Source organism: Thalassobacter stenotrophicus, from assembly GCF_001458315.1.
Classification (GTDB): Bacteria; Pseudomonadota; Alphaproteobacteria; order Rhodobacterales; family Rhodobacteraceae; genus Thalassobacter; species Thalassobacter stenotrophicus.
Window position 1 is genome coordinate 434,407 of sequence record NZ_CYRX01000031.1, and the last position, 13,664, is coordinate 448,070.

12 protein-coding genes are annotated in these 13,664 nt (G+C 63.1%); 11 read left to right on the forward strand and 1 reads right to left on the reverse strand.

The genetic code is table 11. The annotated features are described in order from the left end of the window. Positions 1–43: 43 nt before the first annotated feature. From THS5294_RS12700 to THS5294_RS12715, 4 genes are all read left to right on the forward strand, one after another. Complete coding sequence (locus tag THS5294_RS12700; RefSeq protein ID WP_058124057.1) at positions 44–1,120, forward strand: isocitrate/isopropylmalate dehydrogenase family protein; 1,077 nt, start codon at positions 44–46, stop codon at positions 1,118–1,120. Next, complete coding sequence (locus THS5294_RS12705; protein ID WP_058124058.1) at positions 1,117–2,145, forward strand: Gfo/Idh/MocA family protein; 1,029 nt, start codon at positions 1,117–1,119, stop codon at positions 2,143–2,145. Before THS5294_RS12700 ends, THS5294_RS12705 begins: the two co-directional genes overlap by 4 nt. Then, entirely contained in the window at positions 2,142–2,804 is a 663-nt protein-coding gene (locus THS5294_RS12710) for a GntR family transcriptional regulator (RefSeq protein WP_058124059.1), read from the forward strand. The genes THS5294_RS12705 and THS5294_RS12710 overlap by 4 nt, the downstream gene beginning before the upstream one ends. A gap of 91 nt (positions 2,805–2,895) precedes the next feature. Then, complete coding sequence (locus THS5294_RS12715; RefSeq protein ID WP_058124060.1) at positions 2,896–3,222, forward strand: hypothetical protein; 327 nt, start codon at positions 2,896–2,898, stop codon at positions 3,220–3,222. On the opposite strand, the gene rpe is transcribed toward THS5294_RS12715, so the two are convergent. Continuing rightward, positions 3,219–3,941: a ribulose-phosphate 3-epimerase gene (gene rpe / locus THS5294_RS12720; protein WP_082645022.1), complete on the reverse strand. Its 723-nt coding sequence runs from the start codon at positions 3,939–3,941 to the stop codon at positions 3,219–3,221. The two genes, THS5294_RS12715 and rpe, sit on opposite strands and share 4 nt — an antisense overlap. Positions 3,942–4,129: 188 nt before the next feature. Here rpe and deoC point away from each other — a divergent pair, with 188 nt between their 5' ends. The 7 genes from deoC to THS5294_RS12755 all read left to right on the forward strand — a co-directional run bounded on the left by deoC (position 4,130) and on the right by THS5294_RS12755 (position 13,537). Beyond that, on the forward strand, positions 4,130–5,134 hold the full coding sequence (gene deoC / locus THS5294_RS12725) for a deoxyribose-phosphate aldolase (RefSeq protein ID WP_058124061.1): 1,005 nt from the start codon (positions 4,130–4,132) through the stop codon (positions 5,132–5,134). A gap of 15 nt (positions 5,135–5,149) precedes the next feature. Continuing rightward, entirely contained in the window at positions 5,150–7,477 is a 2,328-nt protein-coding gene (locus THS5294_RS12730; RefSeq protein WP_058124062.1) for an aldehyde dehydrogenase family protein, read from the forward strand. A gap of 11 nt (positions 7,478–7,488) precedes the next feature. Next, positions 7,489–8,475: an NADPH:quinone reductase gene (locus tag THS5294_RS12735; protein WP_058124063.1), complete on the forward strand. Its 987-nt coding sequence runs from the start codon at positions 7,489–7,491 to the stop codon at positions 8,473–8,475. A gap of 167 nt (positions 8,476–8,642) precedes the next feature. After that, positions 8,643–10,115, forward strand: a complete 1,473-nt coding sequence (locus tag THS5294_RS12740) for an ABC transporter substrate-binding protein (protein WP_058124064.1) — start codon at positions 8,643–8,645, stop codon at positions 10,113–10,115. 85 nt (positions 10,116–10,200) lie between these two features. Beyond that, positions 10,201–11,145, forward strand: a complete 945-nt coding sequence (locus THS5294_RS12745) for an ABC transporter permease (RefSeq protein ID WP_058124065.1) — start codon at positions 10,201–10,203, stop codon at positions 11,143–11,145. Then, entirely contained in the window at positions 11,142–11,957 is an 816-nt protein-coding gene (locus THS5294_RS12750) for an ABC transporter permease (RefSeq protein ID WP_058124066.1), read from the forward strand. Before THS5294_RS12745 ends, THS5294_RS12750 begins: the two co-directional genes overlap by 4 nt. Further along, on the forward strand, positions 11,954–13,537 hold the full coding sequence (locus THS5294_RS12755; RefSeq protein ID WP_082645023.1) for an ABC transporter ATP-binding protein: 1,584 nt from the start codon (positions 11,954–11,956) through the stop codon (positions 13,535–13,537). Before THS5294_RS12750 ends, THS5294_RS12755 begins: the two co-directional genes overlap by 4 nt. Positions 13,538–13,664 lie beyond the last annotated feature (127 nt).

Genomic DNA, 13,664 nt, shown 5'->3' on the forward strand with positions numbered 1-13,664 from the left:
TCGGTTCAATCAATGCCTAATCTGGCACAGCACGTGAGGCCCCATGAAATCCAATTTTGAGATCGCCGTTTTTGAAGGTGACGGCATTGGCCCCGAGATCATGGCCCCCACTGTGCGCCTGCTTGAGGGCCTCGCGCAAGCGGGCGGCTACGGCCTGCGGTTTGTGCCCTGCCCCGCCGGTGCCGCCCACTACGCGCGCACCGGGGATAGCCTCCCCGCCGCCTCGCTTGAGGCCGCAGGTGCCGCCGACGCGATCCTGCTGTCCGCGATGGGTCTGCCCGATGTGCGCTATCCCGACGGGACCGAGATTTCGCCCCAGATTGACCTGCGCAAACGGTTTAACCTGTTTGCAGGCGTACGGCCCGTGCGCATCACGCCGGGCACGCCCACGCCCCTGCGGCTTGAGGGCGGGCAAAGCGTTGATTTCGTCCTGATCCGCGAAAGCACCGAAGGCCTGTTCCACACCCAAGGGACCGGCCACGTCACGCAGGATTACGCCGAAGAAACCCTACGCATCACCCGCGCGACCTCGGAAAAACTGATGCGCTTTGCCGCACGGCTGGCCACAACGCGCAAGGCCGCAGGCCACGCAGGCCATGTCACATGCGTTGATAAAGCCAACGTTTTCCGCGCCTTCGCATTTTTTCGTGAGATTTTCGATGCGGAAATGGCCCAGCACCCCGATCTGGGCGCGGACCACGCGTATGTGGATGCGACCGCATTGTGGATGGTGGACCGACCTTGGATTTTCGACGTTATGGTGACGGAAAACATGTTCGGCGATATCCTGTCGGACTTGGGCGCGGGTCTGATGGGGGGGCTTGGCCTTGCGCCGTCCGCGGACATCGGCGAACAGCACGCGGTGTTCCAACCCTGCCACGGCTCCGCCCCCGATATCGCGGGCCAAGGGGTGGCGAACCCCTTTGCGATGATCCTGTCGGCGGCGATGATGCTGGATTGGCTGGCCGACACCCACGACGCGCCCGCCCTGCGCGCGGATGGCGCCCGCCTGCGCGCCGCCGTGGATGCCGTGGTGGCCGAGGGCCGCAATGTCACCCGCGATTTGGGTGGCACCTGCGGGACCGAGGCCGCCGCAGACGCCGTCGCCGCAGCACTATGACCCTGCGCGTTGCATGTCTGGGTGCGGGGTATTTCGCACGACACCACCACGCGGCATGGGCCAGCATGGAGGGCTGCACACTGGTCGGCGTCGCCGATCAGGACCCCGACCGTGCAAAAGCCGCAGCCAACACCCACGGCGCGCAGGGTTTTGCCGATCTGGCCACCATGATCGCGGCCACCAGCCCCGATATCATCGACATTATTACCCCCCCGCCCAGCCACCATACAGCGGTCACACAGGCGCTGGCCGCACGCCCCCGTGCGGTGATCTGCCAAAAGCCATTTGCCACCTCGTTGGAGGAGGCCACAGCCCTTGCGGAAGCTGCGCAAACCGCCGCTGTCCCGCTGATTATCCACGAAAACTTTCGGTTTCAGCCGTGGTTTCGCACGATCAAAGCCGCGATAGATGCAGGGCAATTGGGCGAGGTTTTGAACCTGACGTTTCGCTTGCGCACAGGCGATGGCCAAGGCCCCGACGCCTACATGGATCGCCAACCCTATTTTCAGACGATGCCCCGGCTTTTGATCCATGAAACCGGCGTGCATTATCTGGACACGTTCCGCTATCTGATGGGGCCTGTGCAAAGCGTTTATGCCGATCTGCGCCGGCTTAACCCCGCCATCGCGGGCGAGGATGCAGGCCATGTTGTCCTTGGCTGGCAGGGCGGGGCGCGCGCTGTGCTAGACGGCAATCGCTTGCTTGATTTTGACACCGACAGCCCGCGCCGCACCTTTGGCGAGGCCTTGATCGAGGGCACACAAGCCAGCCTGCACCTGACGGGCGACGGCGCGGTGCATCTGCGCCGGTTTGGCACCCGTGGCGCGCAGGCGGAGTGCCTGTTAGAGGGGCGCGATTGGCCCGGATTTGCGGGAGATTGTGTGCGTGCATTGCAACTGCACGTCCGCGATGCCCTGACGACCGGCACGGCGCTGGAAAACACCGCCCAAGACTACCTTGAGGTGCTGCGGATGGAAGCGGCGTGCTATGCCTCGGATGCCGAAGGGCGGAAAGTGACGCTATGACCGAGACCTTGACCGATTTGGCCGAAACCACCCTGCGCGAGCAGATCTTTTCGGGCCGGATGCTGCCGGGCACGCGTTTCACCGAAGCCGAGTTGGCCGCCCACCTTGGCCTGTCGCGCACCCCCGTCCGGGAGGCCGCGATGCGGTTGCAAACAGCCGGATTGGTCACGGTCCGCCCCCGCCACGGCATCACCATCGCGAGCATATCTGTTGAGGACATGGCTCATATCTATGAGGTCCTCACGGCGCTGGAAATCGTGGCTGTGGGTCGGGTCGCCGCCCGGCACCCCCATGCGTTTGGTGAATTGGCGCAATTGCAGCGCGCCGTTGGCAATATGCGCTACGCGCTCAGTGTGCGGGACATGGGCACGTGGGCCAGCGCGGATGAGGATTTTCACCGCGCCTTGGTCGAGTTGTCAGGCAACCCTGAGTTGGTCACGATCTTTGATCGCTATACCGACCGGGTGCGCCGTGCGCGCTTGGCCACGATGCACCATCGGCCCTTGCCGACGGCCTCACTTGACTGTCACGCGGCGGTTCTGGAGGCCATTGAAGCGGGCGATGCGGCCACAGCGCAACAGTTGCACGGCACGCATTTGAACGCCGCCCGCACCCTGCTGACGGAACTGATCCGCGACCACGGCACATCGCGGGTATAGGCGCAAACGCGCCTGCCACCGCTGGTGTTATGCTTTGCTTAGCGTTTGGGGTGTAGACCCGTAGCCTATTGAAACGGCACACAGGCGCATCATGACAATCGACCACGTTGTCGAGTTTATCATCGAGGCCATGCATGAGGACTTGGCGGGGCGCGGCACCCTTGGGGTGCGGCTTGTGCAGAATTTTCCTGCCCTGCCCGCAACACAGCTAAGTGCCGCGTTCAGTGCCGCCGCAGACGCCATAGAGGAAATGTTTGAGCACGAAGGCCACCCCACGGATCAAGCCAACCGCGCCCGTGCCCTTGCCGCCGAAGTGGCACGGGAAGCCGCGCGCCTTGGCACCGACGCCCCCGACGTGGCCGCATTGGGCCGGTTGTGGGACGCCGGTGAGGGCGCGTTTCCCGCAGCGCGGGATTAGGCCACAGCGTCGGCGGCTGCGCGGATTGCGCGGATGTTGTCGCCGTAAGGTGCGGGGTTGGTCACCGACCCGCCCTTAAACACCGCAGAACCCGCGACCAGCACATCGGCCCCTGCCGCCGTCATCAACGGGGCCGTTTCGGGGGTGATGCCGCCGTCGATCTCGATATGGATCGGGCGATCGCCGATCATGGCGCGCAGTTGGCGGGTTTTCTCAATCTGTGAGTGGATAAATTTTTGCCCGCCAAAGCCGGGGTTTACCGTCATCACACAGACCAGATCGACCATGTCCAACAAGTATTCGACCGCGCTTGCGGGGGTGGCGGGGTTCAGGGCGATGCCCGCTTTGACGCCCGCGCCGCGGATCGCTTGCAGCGTGCGGTGAATGTGGGGGCCTGCCTCAACGTGGGCGGTCAGGATGTCGGCGCCCGCCTCGGCAAAGGCTTCTATGTAGGGATCGACGGGCGCAATCATCAAGTGCACGTCCATCACCGTTTTGATGTGCGGGCGGATCGCGGCACAGGTGGCGGGGCCAAAGGTGATGTTGGGCACAAAGTGGCCGTCCATGACATCAACGTGGATCCAATCGGCGCCCTGCGCCTCAACGGCGGCGCATTCCGCACCGAAATTAGCGAAATCAGCCGCAAGGATCGATGGCGCGATTTTGGTCGTGCGGTCGAAGGGGATGATCGGTTTGGGCGTGGCAGAGGGGGTGGTCATGGCGGAGGCTCCTGAGGGGGGGGGTGCTCGGGTCGATTGCGCCCCCTCTAGACCGAGGGGTGGGCGCAGTGCAAGTGATGTGGCCGGTTCGGGGGCGCGCGCAACCATAGGCCCCACGTCACAGGTTGCATGTCCTCCGGACCCATGCGACGCTTTTGGCTGGTTCATCTCCTCGTCAAAGGCCCGCCATGCAGACGCAAACACACGCGCCCGCCCCCACCAGCACCGCCCCACAGCTGCCGCAGGTTACCTTGCCGCGCAATCCCGGCATGCCGCTGGACCTTGATTGGGTCGCACGTGCGCAGACCAACACCTCTGCGATTGAGCGCCGCTGCGCCACGCTGCCCGGACGTCGGTCCGTCAAAAAGGCTTATCAAGCCGCGTGGCTGGCCAAGGCGATCACGTTAATCGACCTAACCACACTGTCGGGCGATGATACGCCGGGCCGGGTGCGGCGGCTGTGTGCCAAGGGCCGTCAGCCCTTACGCGCCGATCTGAACACGGCCCTCGGCCTGCCGCCCCTGACCACCGGCGCGATCTGCGTTTACCATGAGATGGTGGCCACAGCCGTCGATGCGTTGCAGAGCACCGGCATTCCGGTGGCGGCCGTTTCCACGGGGTTTCCGGCGGGCTTGTCACCATTTCACACGCGCATCGCAGAAATTGAGGCCAGCGTCGCGGCCGGTGCCGCCGAGATCGACATCGTGATCTCTCGGCGTCATGTGCTGACCGGGGATTGGCAAGCGCTCTATGATGAGACGTGCGCCTATCGCGCGGCCTGTGGCGATGCCCACGTCAAAGCGATCCTTGCGACGGGCGAATTGGGCAGCCTGCGCAACGTGGCGCGGGCGTCGTTGGTGTGCATGATGGCGGGTGCAGATTTCATCAAAACCTCCACCGGGAAGGAGCCCGTGAACGCGACCCTGCCCGTCACGCTGGTGATGTTGCGCGCGATCCGGGACTATGCGGATCGCACCGGGCACAAGGTCGGCTACAAACCCGCCGGTGGGATTTCCAAGGCGAAGGACGCCTTGGTCTATATGGCCATGATCCGCGATGAATTGGGGCCGCGCTGGGTGCAACCAGACCTGTTCCGGTTCGGCGCCTCGTCGCTTTTGAATGACATTGAGCGGCAGCTAGAGCACCACGTCACCGGGCGTTATTCCGCCAGCCACCGCCACCCGATGGGCTAATTTTGGATGAAGACCATGACAGACGTCGCTGATATCTTTGCAACTTTGGAATACGGCCCCGCCCCTGAGGCGGACGGAGAGGTGCGCGCGTGGCTGGCTGCCAAGGCCCCCTTTGGTCATGTCATTGACGGCGCGCAAGCGGTGGGCGACGGGTTCAAAACCCACAACCCCGCCACCGGCGAGGTCCTTGCCGAGGTCAGCCAAGGCACAGCTGCGGACGTGGATGCGGCCGTCAAAGCGGCCCGCCGCGCTCAGCCCGAATGGGCCGCCCTGTCCGGGCATCAACGCGCCCGGCATCTGTACGCGCTGGCTCGGCAGGTGCAAAAACACGCCCGCGCGCTCGCGGTTCTTGAAACGCTCGATACCGGCAAACCCATCCGCGAAAGCCGCGACATCGACCTGCCGCTTGTGGCGCGGCATTTTTACTATCACGCAGGGATGGCCCAGCTGATGGCCGAAAACCTGCCCGGGCGTGAGGCGATCGGCGTCTGCGGCCAGATCATTCCGTGGAACTTTCCGCTATTGATGTTGGCGTGGAAGGTCGCGCCAGCTTTGGCAATGGGCAACACGGTTGTCCTCAAACCCGCAGAGCAGACCCCCCTGACCGCGCTGATGTTTGCAGAGTTGGCGCAGGCTGCCGGGCTGCCAAAGGGTGTCTTGAACATCGTCACCGGCGATGGGACAACGGGAGCCGCGCTTGTCGCACACCCGGATGTAGACAAAATCGCCTTTACCGGATCGACCACCGTGGGCCGCGCCATCCGAGAGGCGACCGCAGGCACCGGCAAGGCCCTGACGTTAGAGCTGGGCGGCAAGTCCCCCTACATCGTGTTCGACGACGCAGATATTGACTCGGCCGTCGAGGGATTGGTCGATGCAATCTGGTTTAACGGTGGGCAAGTGTGCTGTGCGGGCGCACGCCTGTTGGTGCATGAAGCGATTGCGGACAGGTTCCATGACAAGCTGAAGGCCCGCATGGACGGGCTGCGCATGGGCGATCCATTGGACAAGTGCATTGATGTTGGATCCTTGATCGCGGCATCCGATTGCGCGCGGGTTGCGGCCTTGGTCGAACAGACCGAAGGCGAGGTCTATCAGGCCGGTCCCGTGCCGCAGACCGGGGCCTTTTACCCGCCCACCCTGATCACGGGCCTGCATTCTTCCGACCCATTGATGCAGGAGGAAATCTTTGGCCCTGTGTTGGTGTCCACCACGTTCCGCACCCCGGTTGAGGCGGTGCAATTGGCCAACAACACGCGCTACGGGCTGGCCGCATCGCTCTGGACCGAGAACGTGAACCTCGCTCTGGATTTGGCACCCAAGCTGGAGGCGGGCATCATTTGGGTGAATGCCACCAACCTGATGGACGCCGCCGCGGGCTTTGGAGGCACAAAGGAAAGCGGTTTTGGTCGGGAGGGCGGCTGGGCCGGCTTGCGCGCGTATACCAAGCCCGTGGGGGATGCGAAAAAGCTGCCCGCGCTGCACATCCCTACTGGTGAGATGGCTGCGGCAGGCCCCCTCGACCGGACGCCCAAACTGTATATCGGCGGCAAACAAGCACGCCCCGACGGCGGCTATGTGCGCGGCGTGTTTGGCCCCAAGGGCGCCTGTCTGGGCGAAGTGGCCGAGGCCAACCGCAAAGACATCCGCAACGCCGTAGAAGCCGCTGCAAAGGCCAGCGGTTGGAGCAAAACGAGCGGCCATCTGCGGGCGCAAATCTTGTATTATATGGCCGAAAACCTATCGGCCCGGGCCGATGAGTTTGCCGCCCGGTTGCACGCACAAACTGGCCAAGACGGCACGGCAGAGGTCGAGGCAGCCCTTGACCGGCTGTTCACCTGCGCCGCGTGGGCCGACAAGTATGAGGGCCGCGCGACCGGTGTGCCGATCCGTGGGATCGCCTTGGGCATGCCCAGCCCGGTCGGTGTGATCGGCGCCTTTGCCGCCGAACAAACCCCTCTGTTGGCGATGGTTTCGGTGGTCGGTGCCGCAATGGCCATGGGCAACCGTCTGGTGCTGGCAGCACCCGAAACCGCGCCCCTGACGGCGACGGATTTCTACCAAGTGCTCGACACCTCCGATGTGCCCGGCGGCGTGATCAACATCCTGACCGGGTCGCACGCGGAACTGGCCCCGCACTTGGCTGGCCACATGGAGGTGGATGCGTGCTGGTCCTTTTCAAGCACGGATATTTCGAGCGTGATTGAGCGTGAGGCGGCAGGCAACCTCAAGCGGACATGGGTCAACTACGGACAGACCCATGACTTTGCCGCCCCCCAAATGGACCGCTTCCTAGAGGCCGCCACAGAGGTCAAAACCATCTGGGTGCCCTACGGCGAATAAGGAAAAATACCATGCGCGCGATGACTTATGACCGGTTTGGCCCGGCATCCGATGTTTTGATCTTGGCCGATGTGCCCACCCCGGATCCCGCCCCCGGTGAGGTGTTGGTGCGGTTGCATACCTCGGGTGTGAACCCCTCGGACGTCAAGGCGCGCGCGGGCGGACGGCCCGGTGTGACCAAGCCGCCCTTTCCCACCATCATCCCCCATTCCGACGGCGCGGGCGTGATTGAGGCTGTGGGCGAAGGCGTCGACGCCGCGCGCGTCGGTCAGCGTGTCTGGATCTGGAACGGTCAGTGGCAACGCGCGTTTGGCACCGCAGCCGACTACATCGCCCTGCCCGCCGCCCAAGCCGTCCCCTTGGCCGACGCCATCAGTTTTGAGCAGGGCGCCACACTGGGCATTCCGGCAATGACGGCGGCGCATGTGGTGCTGGGCAACGGCCCTGTTGCGGGTAAAACGCTGCTGATTTCGGGCGGCGCGGGCACGGTCGGACATTTGGCGGTGCAAATTGCGGTCCAATCGGGCGCGCGGGTGATCGCGACGGCCCGCGGCGCAGGCATCGACGCCGCGCGCGCCGCCGGGGCCGATACGGTGCTGGATTACACCGCCCCTGATCTAGCCGAGCAGATCCTCGCCGCGAATGACGACGCGCCGGTTGAGCAGATCGTTGAGGTTGAATTCGGCAAAAACCTTGCGACGAACACCGCCCTCATCGCAGAGAACGGGCGGATCGTGGCCTATGGCTCAGCCCAAGAGATGACCCCAACCCTGCCCTTTTATCCGTTGATGTTCAAAGCCGTGACCTTGGAGTTGGCGTTGATCTATCTGCTAACGCCAGCCCAACGCGCCCAAGCCGTTGGCCACGTGAACACCCTGCTTGAGGCGGGCACGCTGACCCCGCGCATTGCCGAGGTCCTGCCCTTAGAGGCCTGCGCTGAGGCCCACAACGCTGTGGCAGCTGGACACCGTGCGGGGTCCGTGTTGCTGCGCATGTGAGCTGTGGATGGACCGTCGTTTTGCGCGGTAACACGCGCGTTTTGGCCCGCGCGCCCGCCGAGCCGGGACTGCGCGGGGACTGACCACATGTCGCGGTTCTGCGAGAGCGGCTTGCGGCACATAAGGCGCATCGCATAAACTCCCGTTAACCAATCGGGAGACACCTCATGACCCAGACCCTCAAGATGTCCGTGGCCGCATTTGCATTGATGGCATCCGGCGCGTGGGCCGCGCAGGACAGCATCATCATCGGGATGCAGTTGGAGCCACCGAACCTTGACCCGACGGGCGGCGCGGCGGCGGCCATTGATGAGGTGACCTACGCCAACCTGTTTGAGGGGCTGACGCGCTTCGCCTCGGATGGGGCGGTTGTGCCGGGACTGGCCCAAAGCTGGAGCGTGTCGGAGGACGGGCTAACGTGGACCTTTGATCTGCGCCCCGGCGTCATCTTCCACGATGGCACGGCGATGGACAGTGCGGATGTTGTGTTCTCGCTCAACCGGGCGCGGGCAGAGGACAGTACCAACGCGCAAAAGGCGCTGTTTGCAGGAATTGCAGACGTGAGTGCGCCGGATGCGAGCACGGTCGTCATCACGCTGGATGCGCCCAACGGCAACTTTGCGTTCAACATGGCGTGGGGGGATGCGGTGATCGTGGCCCCCGAAAGCGTGGCCACCAACGCGACGCAGCCAGTAGGCACCGGGCCGTTCCGCTTTGTGGAATGGGCCAAGGGCGACAGCGTTACGTTGGAACGATTTGATGCCTATTGGGGCGCGGCCCCGGCACTGACGCGTGCGACGTTCAAGTTTATCTCGGACCCGAATGCGGCGTTTGCGGCGATGATGGCGGGCGACGTAAATGCGTTCCCGGTGTTTCCTGCGCCCGAAACGCTGGCGAATTTTGATGCTGATCCGCGGTTTTCGGTCATCGTTGGTTCGACCGAGGGGGAGACGATCCTCGCGATGAACAACGCCAATTTGACAGATGTGCGGGTGCGTAAAGCGATCAGTCATGCGATTGATCGCCAAGCGATTATCGACGGCGCGATGTTTGGATATGGCACGCCCATCGGCACGCATTTTGCACCGCATAACCCAGATTACGTGGACCTGACGGGCGGTTCTGCCCATGATCCGGACATGGCACGCGCGCTGCTAGCTGAGGCCGGGGCCACGGACCTACGCCTGAGTATGGCGCTGCCGCCCCCCTCCTACGCACGGCGCGGTGGTGAGATCATCGCGAGCCAATTGCGCGCTGTCGGGATTGCCACTGACATCACCAATATGGAATGGGCTCAGTGGTTGGAGCAGGTGTTTCGCGGCAAGGATTTTGACCTGACAATCGTGAGCCATACGGAACCTGCCGACATCAATATCTATGCCCGTCCGGACTATTACTTTCAGTACGATAACGCCGGTTTTCAGGCTTTGATAGAGACACTTGGCATCACTGCGGACCCGGACACACGCACAACCTTGCTGCAGGACGCGCAAAAAATGATCGCGGCGGACTACGTGAATGGTTACCTGTTCCAGCTGGCCAAAACCGGTGTGGCGGATAGCCGGATTGAAGGGCTTTGGCAGAATGCGCCCACCCAAGCCAATGACCTGACAGGGGTGAGCTGGCGCGCGGGTCCGTGAGGCGAGACTGCGCCTCCGGCGGGGATATTTGCGAACCAAAGACCTTGGGCGGTGCGTGTTGTGGGCAAGCGGTGAGAGTGCTGCGATGATCCGGGCATTGGGGCGGCGGGCCCTGTCGCTTTTGCTGGCATTGATCGCAGCGAGCGTTGTGATTTTTGTGATGTTGCAGGCGGTGCCGGGGGATCCCGCGGCGTTCATGTTGGGCATGAATGCCAGTGAGGACGCAGTCGCGGCGTTGCGCGCGGAGTTAGGGTTAGAGGGGCCATTGGTTGTGCGCTATTTGGCGTGGATCAGTGGCATGTTGGGAGGCGATTTCGGAACCTCCTATACCTACCGCGTGCCTGTGGCGGAGTTGGTTTCTGAGCGGATAGTGGTGTCAGCCCCGCTGGCCGTGATGGCCTTGGTGTTGTCGACTGTGATCGCGATCCCTGTGGGGTTGATCGCGGCAGCGCGGCGCGGGGGTGTAGCGGATTGGGGGATCATGGGGGGTACGCAGTTGGGCATTGCCGTGCCCAATTTCTGGTTCGCGATGATATTGGTGTTGGTGTTTGCGGTGAAGTTGCGCTGGGTTTCAGCCGGAGGATTTCCGGGATGGGACGCGGGGCTTTGGCCTGGGGTGCGTGCCCTCTTGTTGCCCGCGATTGCCTTGGCGCTACCGCAGGCGTCGATCCTTGCGCGGGTGTTGCGATCCGCTTTGTTGGATACGTTGGACCAAGACTACATCCGGACCGCGCGGGCCAAGGGCCTGTCGCGCCGTGCCACCGTTGTACGCCATGCGTTGCGCAATGCGATGATCCCGGTATTGACCATTTTGGGCCTGCAGTTTTCATTCCTGTTGGCGGGGGCGATCATCATTGAAAACGTGTTCTTTTTGCCCGGTTTGGGGCGGTTGATTTTTCAGGGGATCACCCAGCGCGACCTGATCGTTGTGCAATCGGTGACCATGCTGTTGGTGTTTGCGGTCATCTTGGTGACCTTTCTTGTGGACCTTGCCTACACGTTCGCTGACCCGCGGTTGCGGCGCAGATGAGGGTGTCGTTGGTCATTGGGGCGATGCTGAGCGCAGTGTTTGTCAGCTTGGCTGCGGTGTCACTGCTGTGGCTGCCGTATGACATCACGGTGCTGGATATCGCGGGTCGGTTGCACCCCCCAAGCGCCAGCCATTGGTTGGGCACGGACCATTTTGGGCGGGACATGGTGGCGATGTTGATGGCCGGGGCGCGGACCTCAATCGCGGTGGCCTTGGTGGCGGTGGGCATCGGGATTGTGTTTGGTGTGCCCCTTGGATTGGTAGCGGCGGCCTATCGCGGGACGTGGTTGGATGAGGCAATCATGCGCGGCAACGATCTGGTGTTTGCCTTTCCGTCGTTGGTCATCGCCATCTTGATCACAGCTGTGTTTGGCGCGTCAGCGGTGAACGCGATCTTGGCCATTGGTATCTTTAACATCCCCGTGTTTGCGCGTGTCGCCCGGGGCGGCGCACTGCCGTTGTGGACGTTGGATTATATCCTTGCCGCCCGAGTTGCTGGCAAAGGGCGGGCGCGGATCAGCGCGGAGCACATCCTGCCCAACATCGCCAACCTACTGATCGTGCAGGGAACGATACAGTTTTCGTTGGGTATTTTGGCGGAAGCCGCGCTGTCCTATGTGGGCTTGGGTGCGCAGCCCCCGATGGCGAGTTGGGGGCGGATGCTCGCGGATGCGCAGACGATGATTTATACCGAGCCGCAGTTGGCCATCCTGCCGGGCATGGCGATTGTACTGATGGTTTTGGGGCTGAATTTGATGGGGGACGGGTTGCGCGATGCGCTTGACCCGCGGCTGCGGAAGGCGGGGATGTGAGCGCGCTGGCCCCCTGCCCCTCACTACTGGCGATCGATGGATTGAGCGTCGCGATCCAGGGCACGGACCTGTTGCGAGAGGTGTCGTTTGACATCGCGCCCGGCGAGGTCATGGGGTTGGTAGGCGAAAGCGGGTCGGGCAAGTCATTGACGGCCCTTGCTATCATGGGGCTGCTTCCGGATAGCAGCGACATGCGCGGTGCCGTTCGACTGGAAGGGGCTGACCTGACCGTCCTGCCCGAGCGCGCGCTCTGCGAGATGCGAGGCCGCGACATTGGGATGATTTTCCAAGAGCCGATGACCGCGCTGAACCCGGTGCATACCATCGGGGCCCAAGTCGCAGAAACCGTCCGCTTGCACCGGCGCGCCAGCCGGGCCGAGGCGCGCGCGATTGCGCGGGATCGATTGGACCGGGTCGGGTTGAGCCATATTGGGTTGGACCGCTACCCGCATGAATTGTCAGGCGGACAGCGGCAGCGCGTGTGCATCGCCTTGGCCATTGCGCTACGCCCAAAACTGCTGATCGCGGATGAGCCGACGACGGCGCTGGATGTCACCACGCAGACGCAAATCCTCGATTTGCTGCGCGACTTGGTGCGGGACGAGGGGATGGCGCTGTTGCTCATCACCCATGATCTGGGCGTTGTCGCGGGTATGGCGGACCGTGTGGCGGTGATGAAATCCGGGCAGATCGTTGAGAGCGATACCACCGAAGCGCTGTTTCGGACGATGCGCCACCCCTACACGCGCGCGCTTTTGGCGGCCTCCCGCCCTGCGGCACGTGTGGCGCCCAGCACGGTTGGTGCCCCTGTTTTGGAGGCCCACGATGTTGCCCGCCATTATGGGGCGACACGGGCCGTTGATGGGGTCAGCTTTACGCTTCACGCAGGCGAGAGCCTTGGGTTGGTGGGCGAAAGCGGATGTGGAAAATCGACGCTGACGCGGGTTTTGTTGGGGCTAGAGCCTGCAGATGCGGGGCGCGTTTCATTGCTTGGCACACCTGTCGGCCCGGAAATGCCGACTGCGGCGCGCGCAGCACAACAGGTCGTGTTTCAGGACCCATACGGCAGTTTCAATCCCCGCTGGCGGGTGGCTGATCTGGTGGCGGAGCCGTTCCATTTGACGGGACGGCCTGCGGATGCGGAGGCGAAAGTGATTGCAGCCCTTGAGGCCGTAGGTCTGGCGGCGGGTGATGCGCGCAAATACCCCCATGCGTTTTCGGGCGGGCAGCGGCAGCGCATTGCGATTGCGCGCGCGTTGATCACACGACCAAAGGTTTTAATCCTCGATGAGGCGGTGTCGGCATTAGATGTACGGGTGCGTGCGCAGGTTTTGGATGTGTTGAGCGACCTGCAAAAGCGTCTTGGACTGAGTTATGTGTTTATCAGTCACGATCTGAGCGTTGTGCGCGCAATCACTGACCGCGTGATGGTGATGCAATCAGGTCGTATCGTGGAGGAAGGGGTGACCAATGAGGTCTTTTTCAATCCGCAAGCCGCATATACCGCCGCGCTAATCAACGCGGCGCCGGTGATCCCTGAGGCATGGCTTGATGGGCATGTGGGTTGGTCTTGGGCTTAGAGAATTGTGCGCTTTCGCGCATGAGATGCTTTAGGGGGCTTTGCCCCCGGCCCGTTGGGCCTCCCCCAGAGTATTTCAGGAACAAAGGAAAAAGCGCGCCGGGTGAGGGCGCGCTTTTTGGTGGGTC

Coding starts and splice junctions, on each gene's coding strand:
- THS5294_RS12750 (WP_058124066.1), top strand. CDS start 11,142: ATGAGGGTGTCGTTGGTCATTGGGGCGATGCTGAGCGCAGTGTTTGTC.
- THS5294_RS12710 (WP_058124059.1), top strand. CDS start 2,142: ATGACCGAGACCTTGACCGATTTGGCCGAAACCACCCTGCGCGAGCAG.
- THS5294_RS12745 (WP_058124065.1), top strand. CDS start 10,201: ATGATCCGGGCATTGGGGCGGCGGGCCCTGTCGCTTTTGCTGGCATTG.
- deoC (WP_058124061.1), top strand. CDS start 4,130: ATGCAGACGCAAACACACGCGCCCGCCCCCACCAGCACCGCCCCACAG.
- THS5294_RS12740 (WP_058124064.1), top strand. CDS start 8,643: ATGACCCAGACCCTCAAGATGTCCGTGGCCGCATTTGCATTGATGGCA.
- THS5294_RS12715 (WP_058124060.1), top strand. CDS start 2,896: ATGACAATCGACCACGTTGTCGAGTTTATCATCGAGGCCATGCATGAG.
- THS5294_RS12730 (WP_058124062.1), top strand. CDS start 5,150: ATGACAGACGTCGCTGATATCTTTGCAACTTTGGAATACGGCCCCGCC.
- THS5294_RS12705 (WP_058124058.1), top strand. CDS start 1,117: ATGACCCTGCGCGTTGCATGTCTGGGTGCGGGGTATTTCGCACGACAC.
- THS5294_RS12700 (WP_058124057.1), top strand. CDS start 44: ATGAAATCCAATTTTGAGATCGCCGTTTTTGAAGGTGACGGCATTGGC.
- rpe (WP_082645022.1), bottom strand. CDS start 3,941: ATGACCACCCCCTCTGCCACGCCCAAACCGATCATCCCCTTCGACCGC.
- THS5294_RS12735 (WP_058124063.1), top strand. CDS start 7,489: ATGCGCGCGATGACTTATGACCGGTTTGGCCCGGCATCCGATGTTTTG.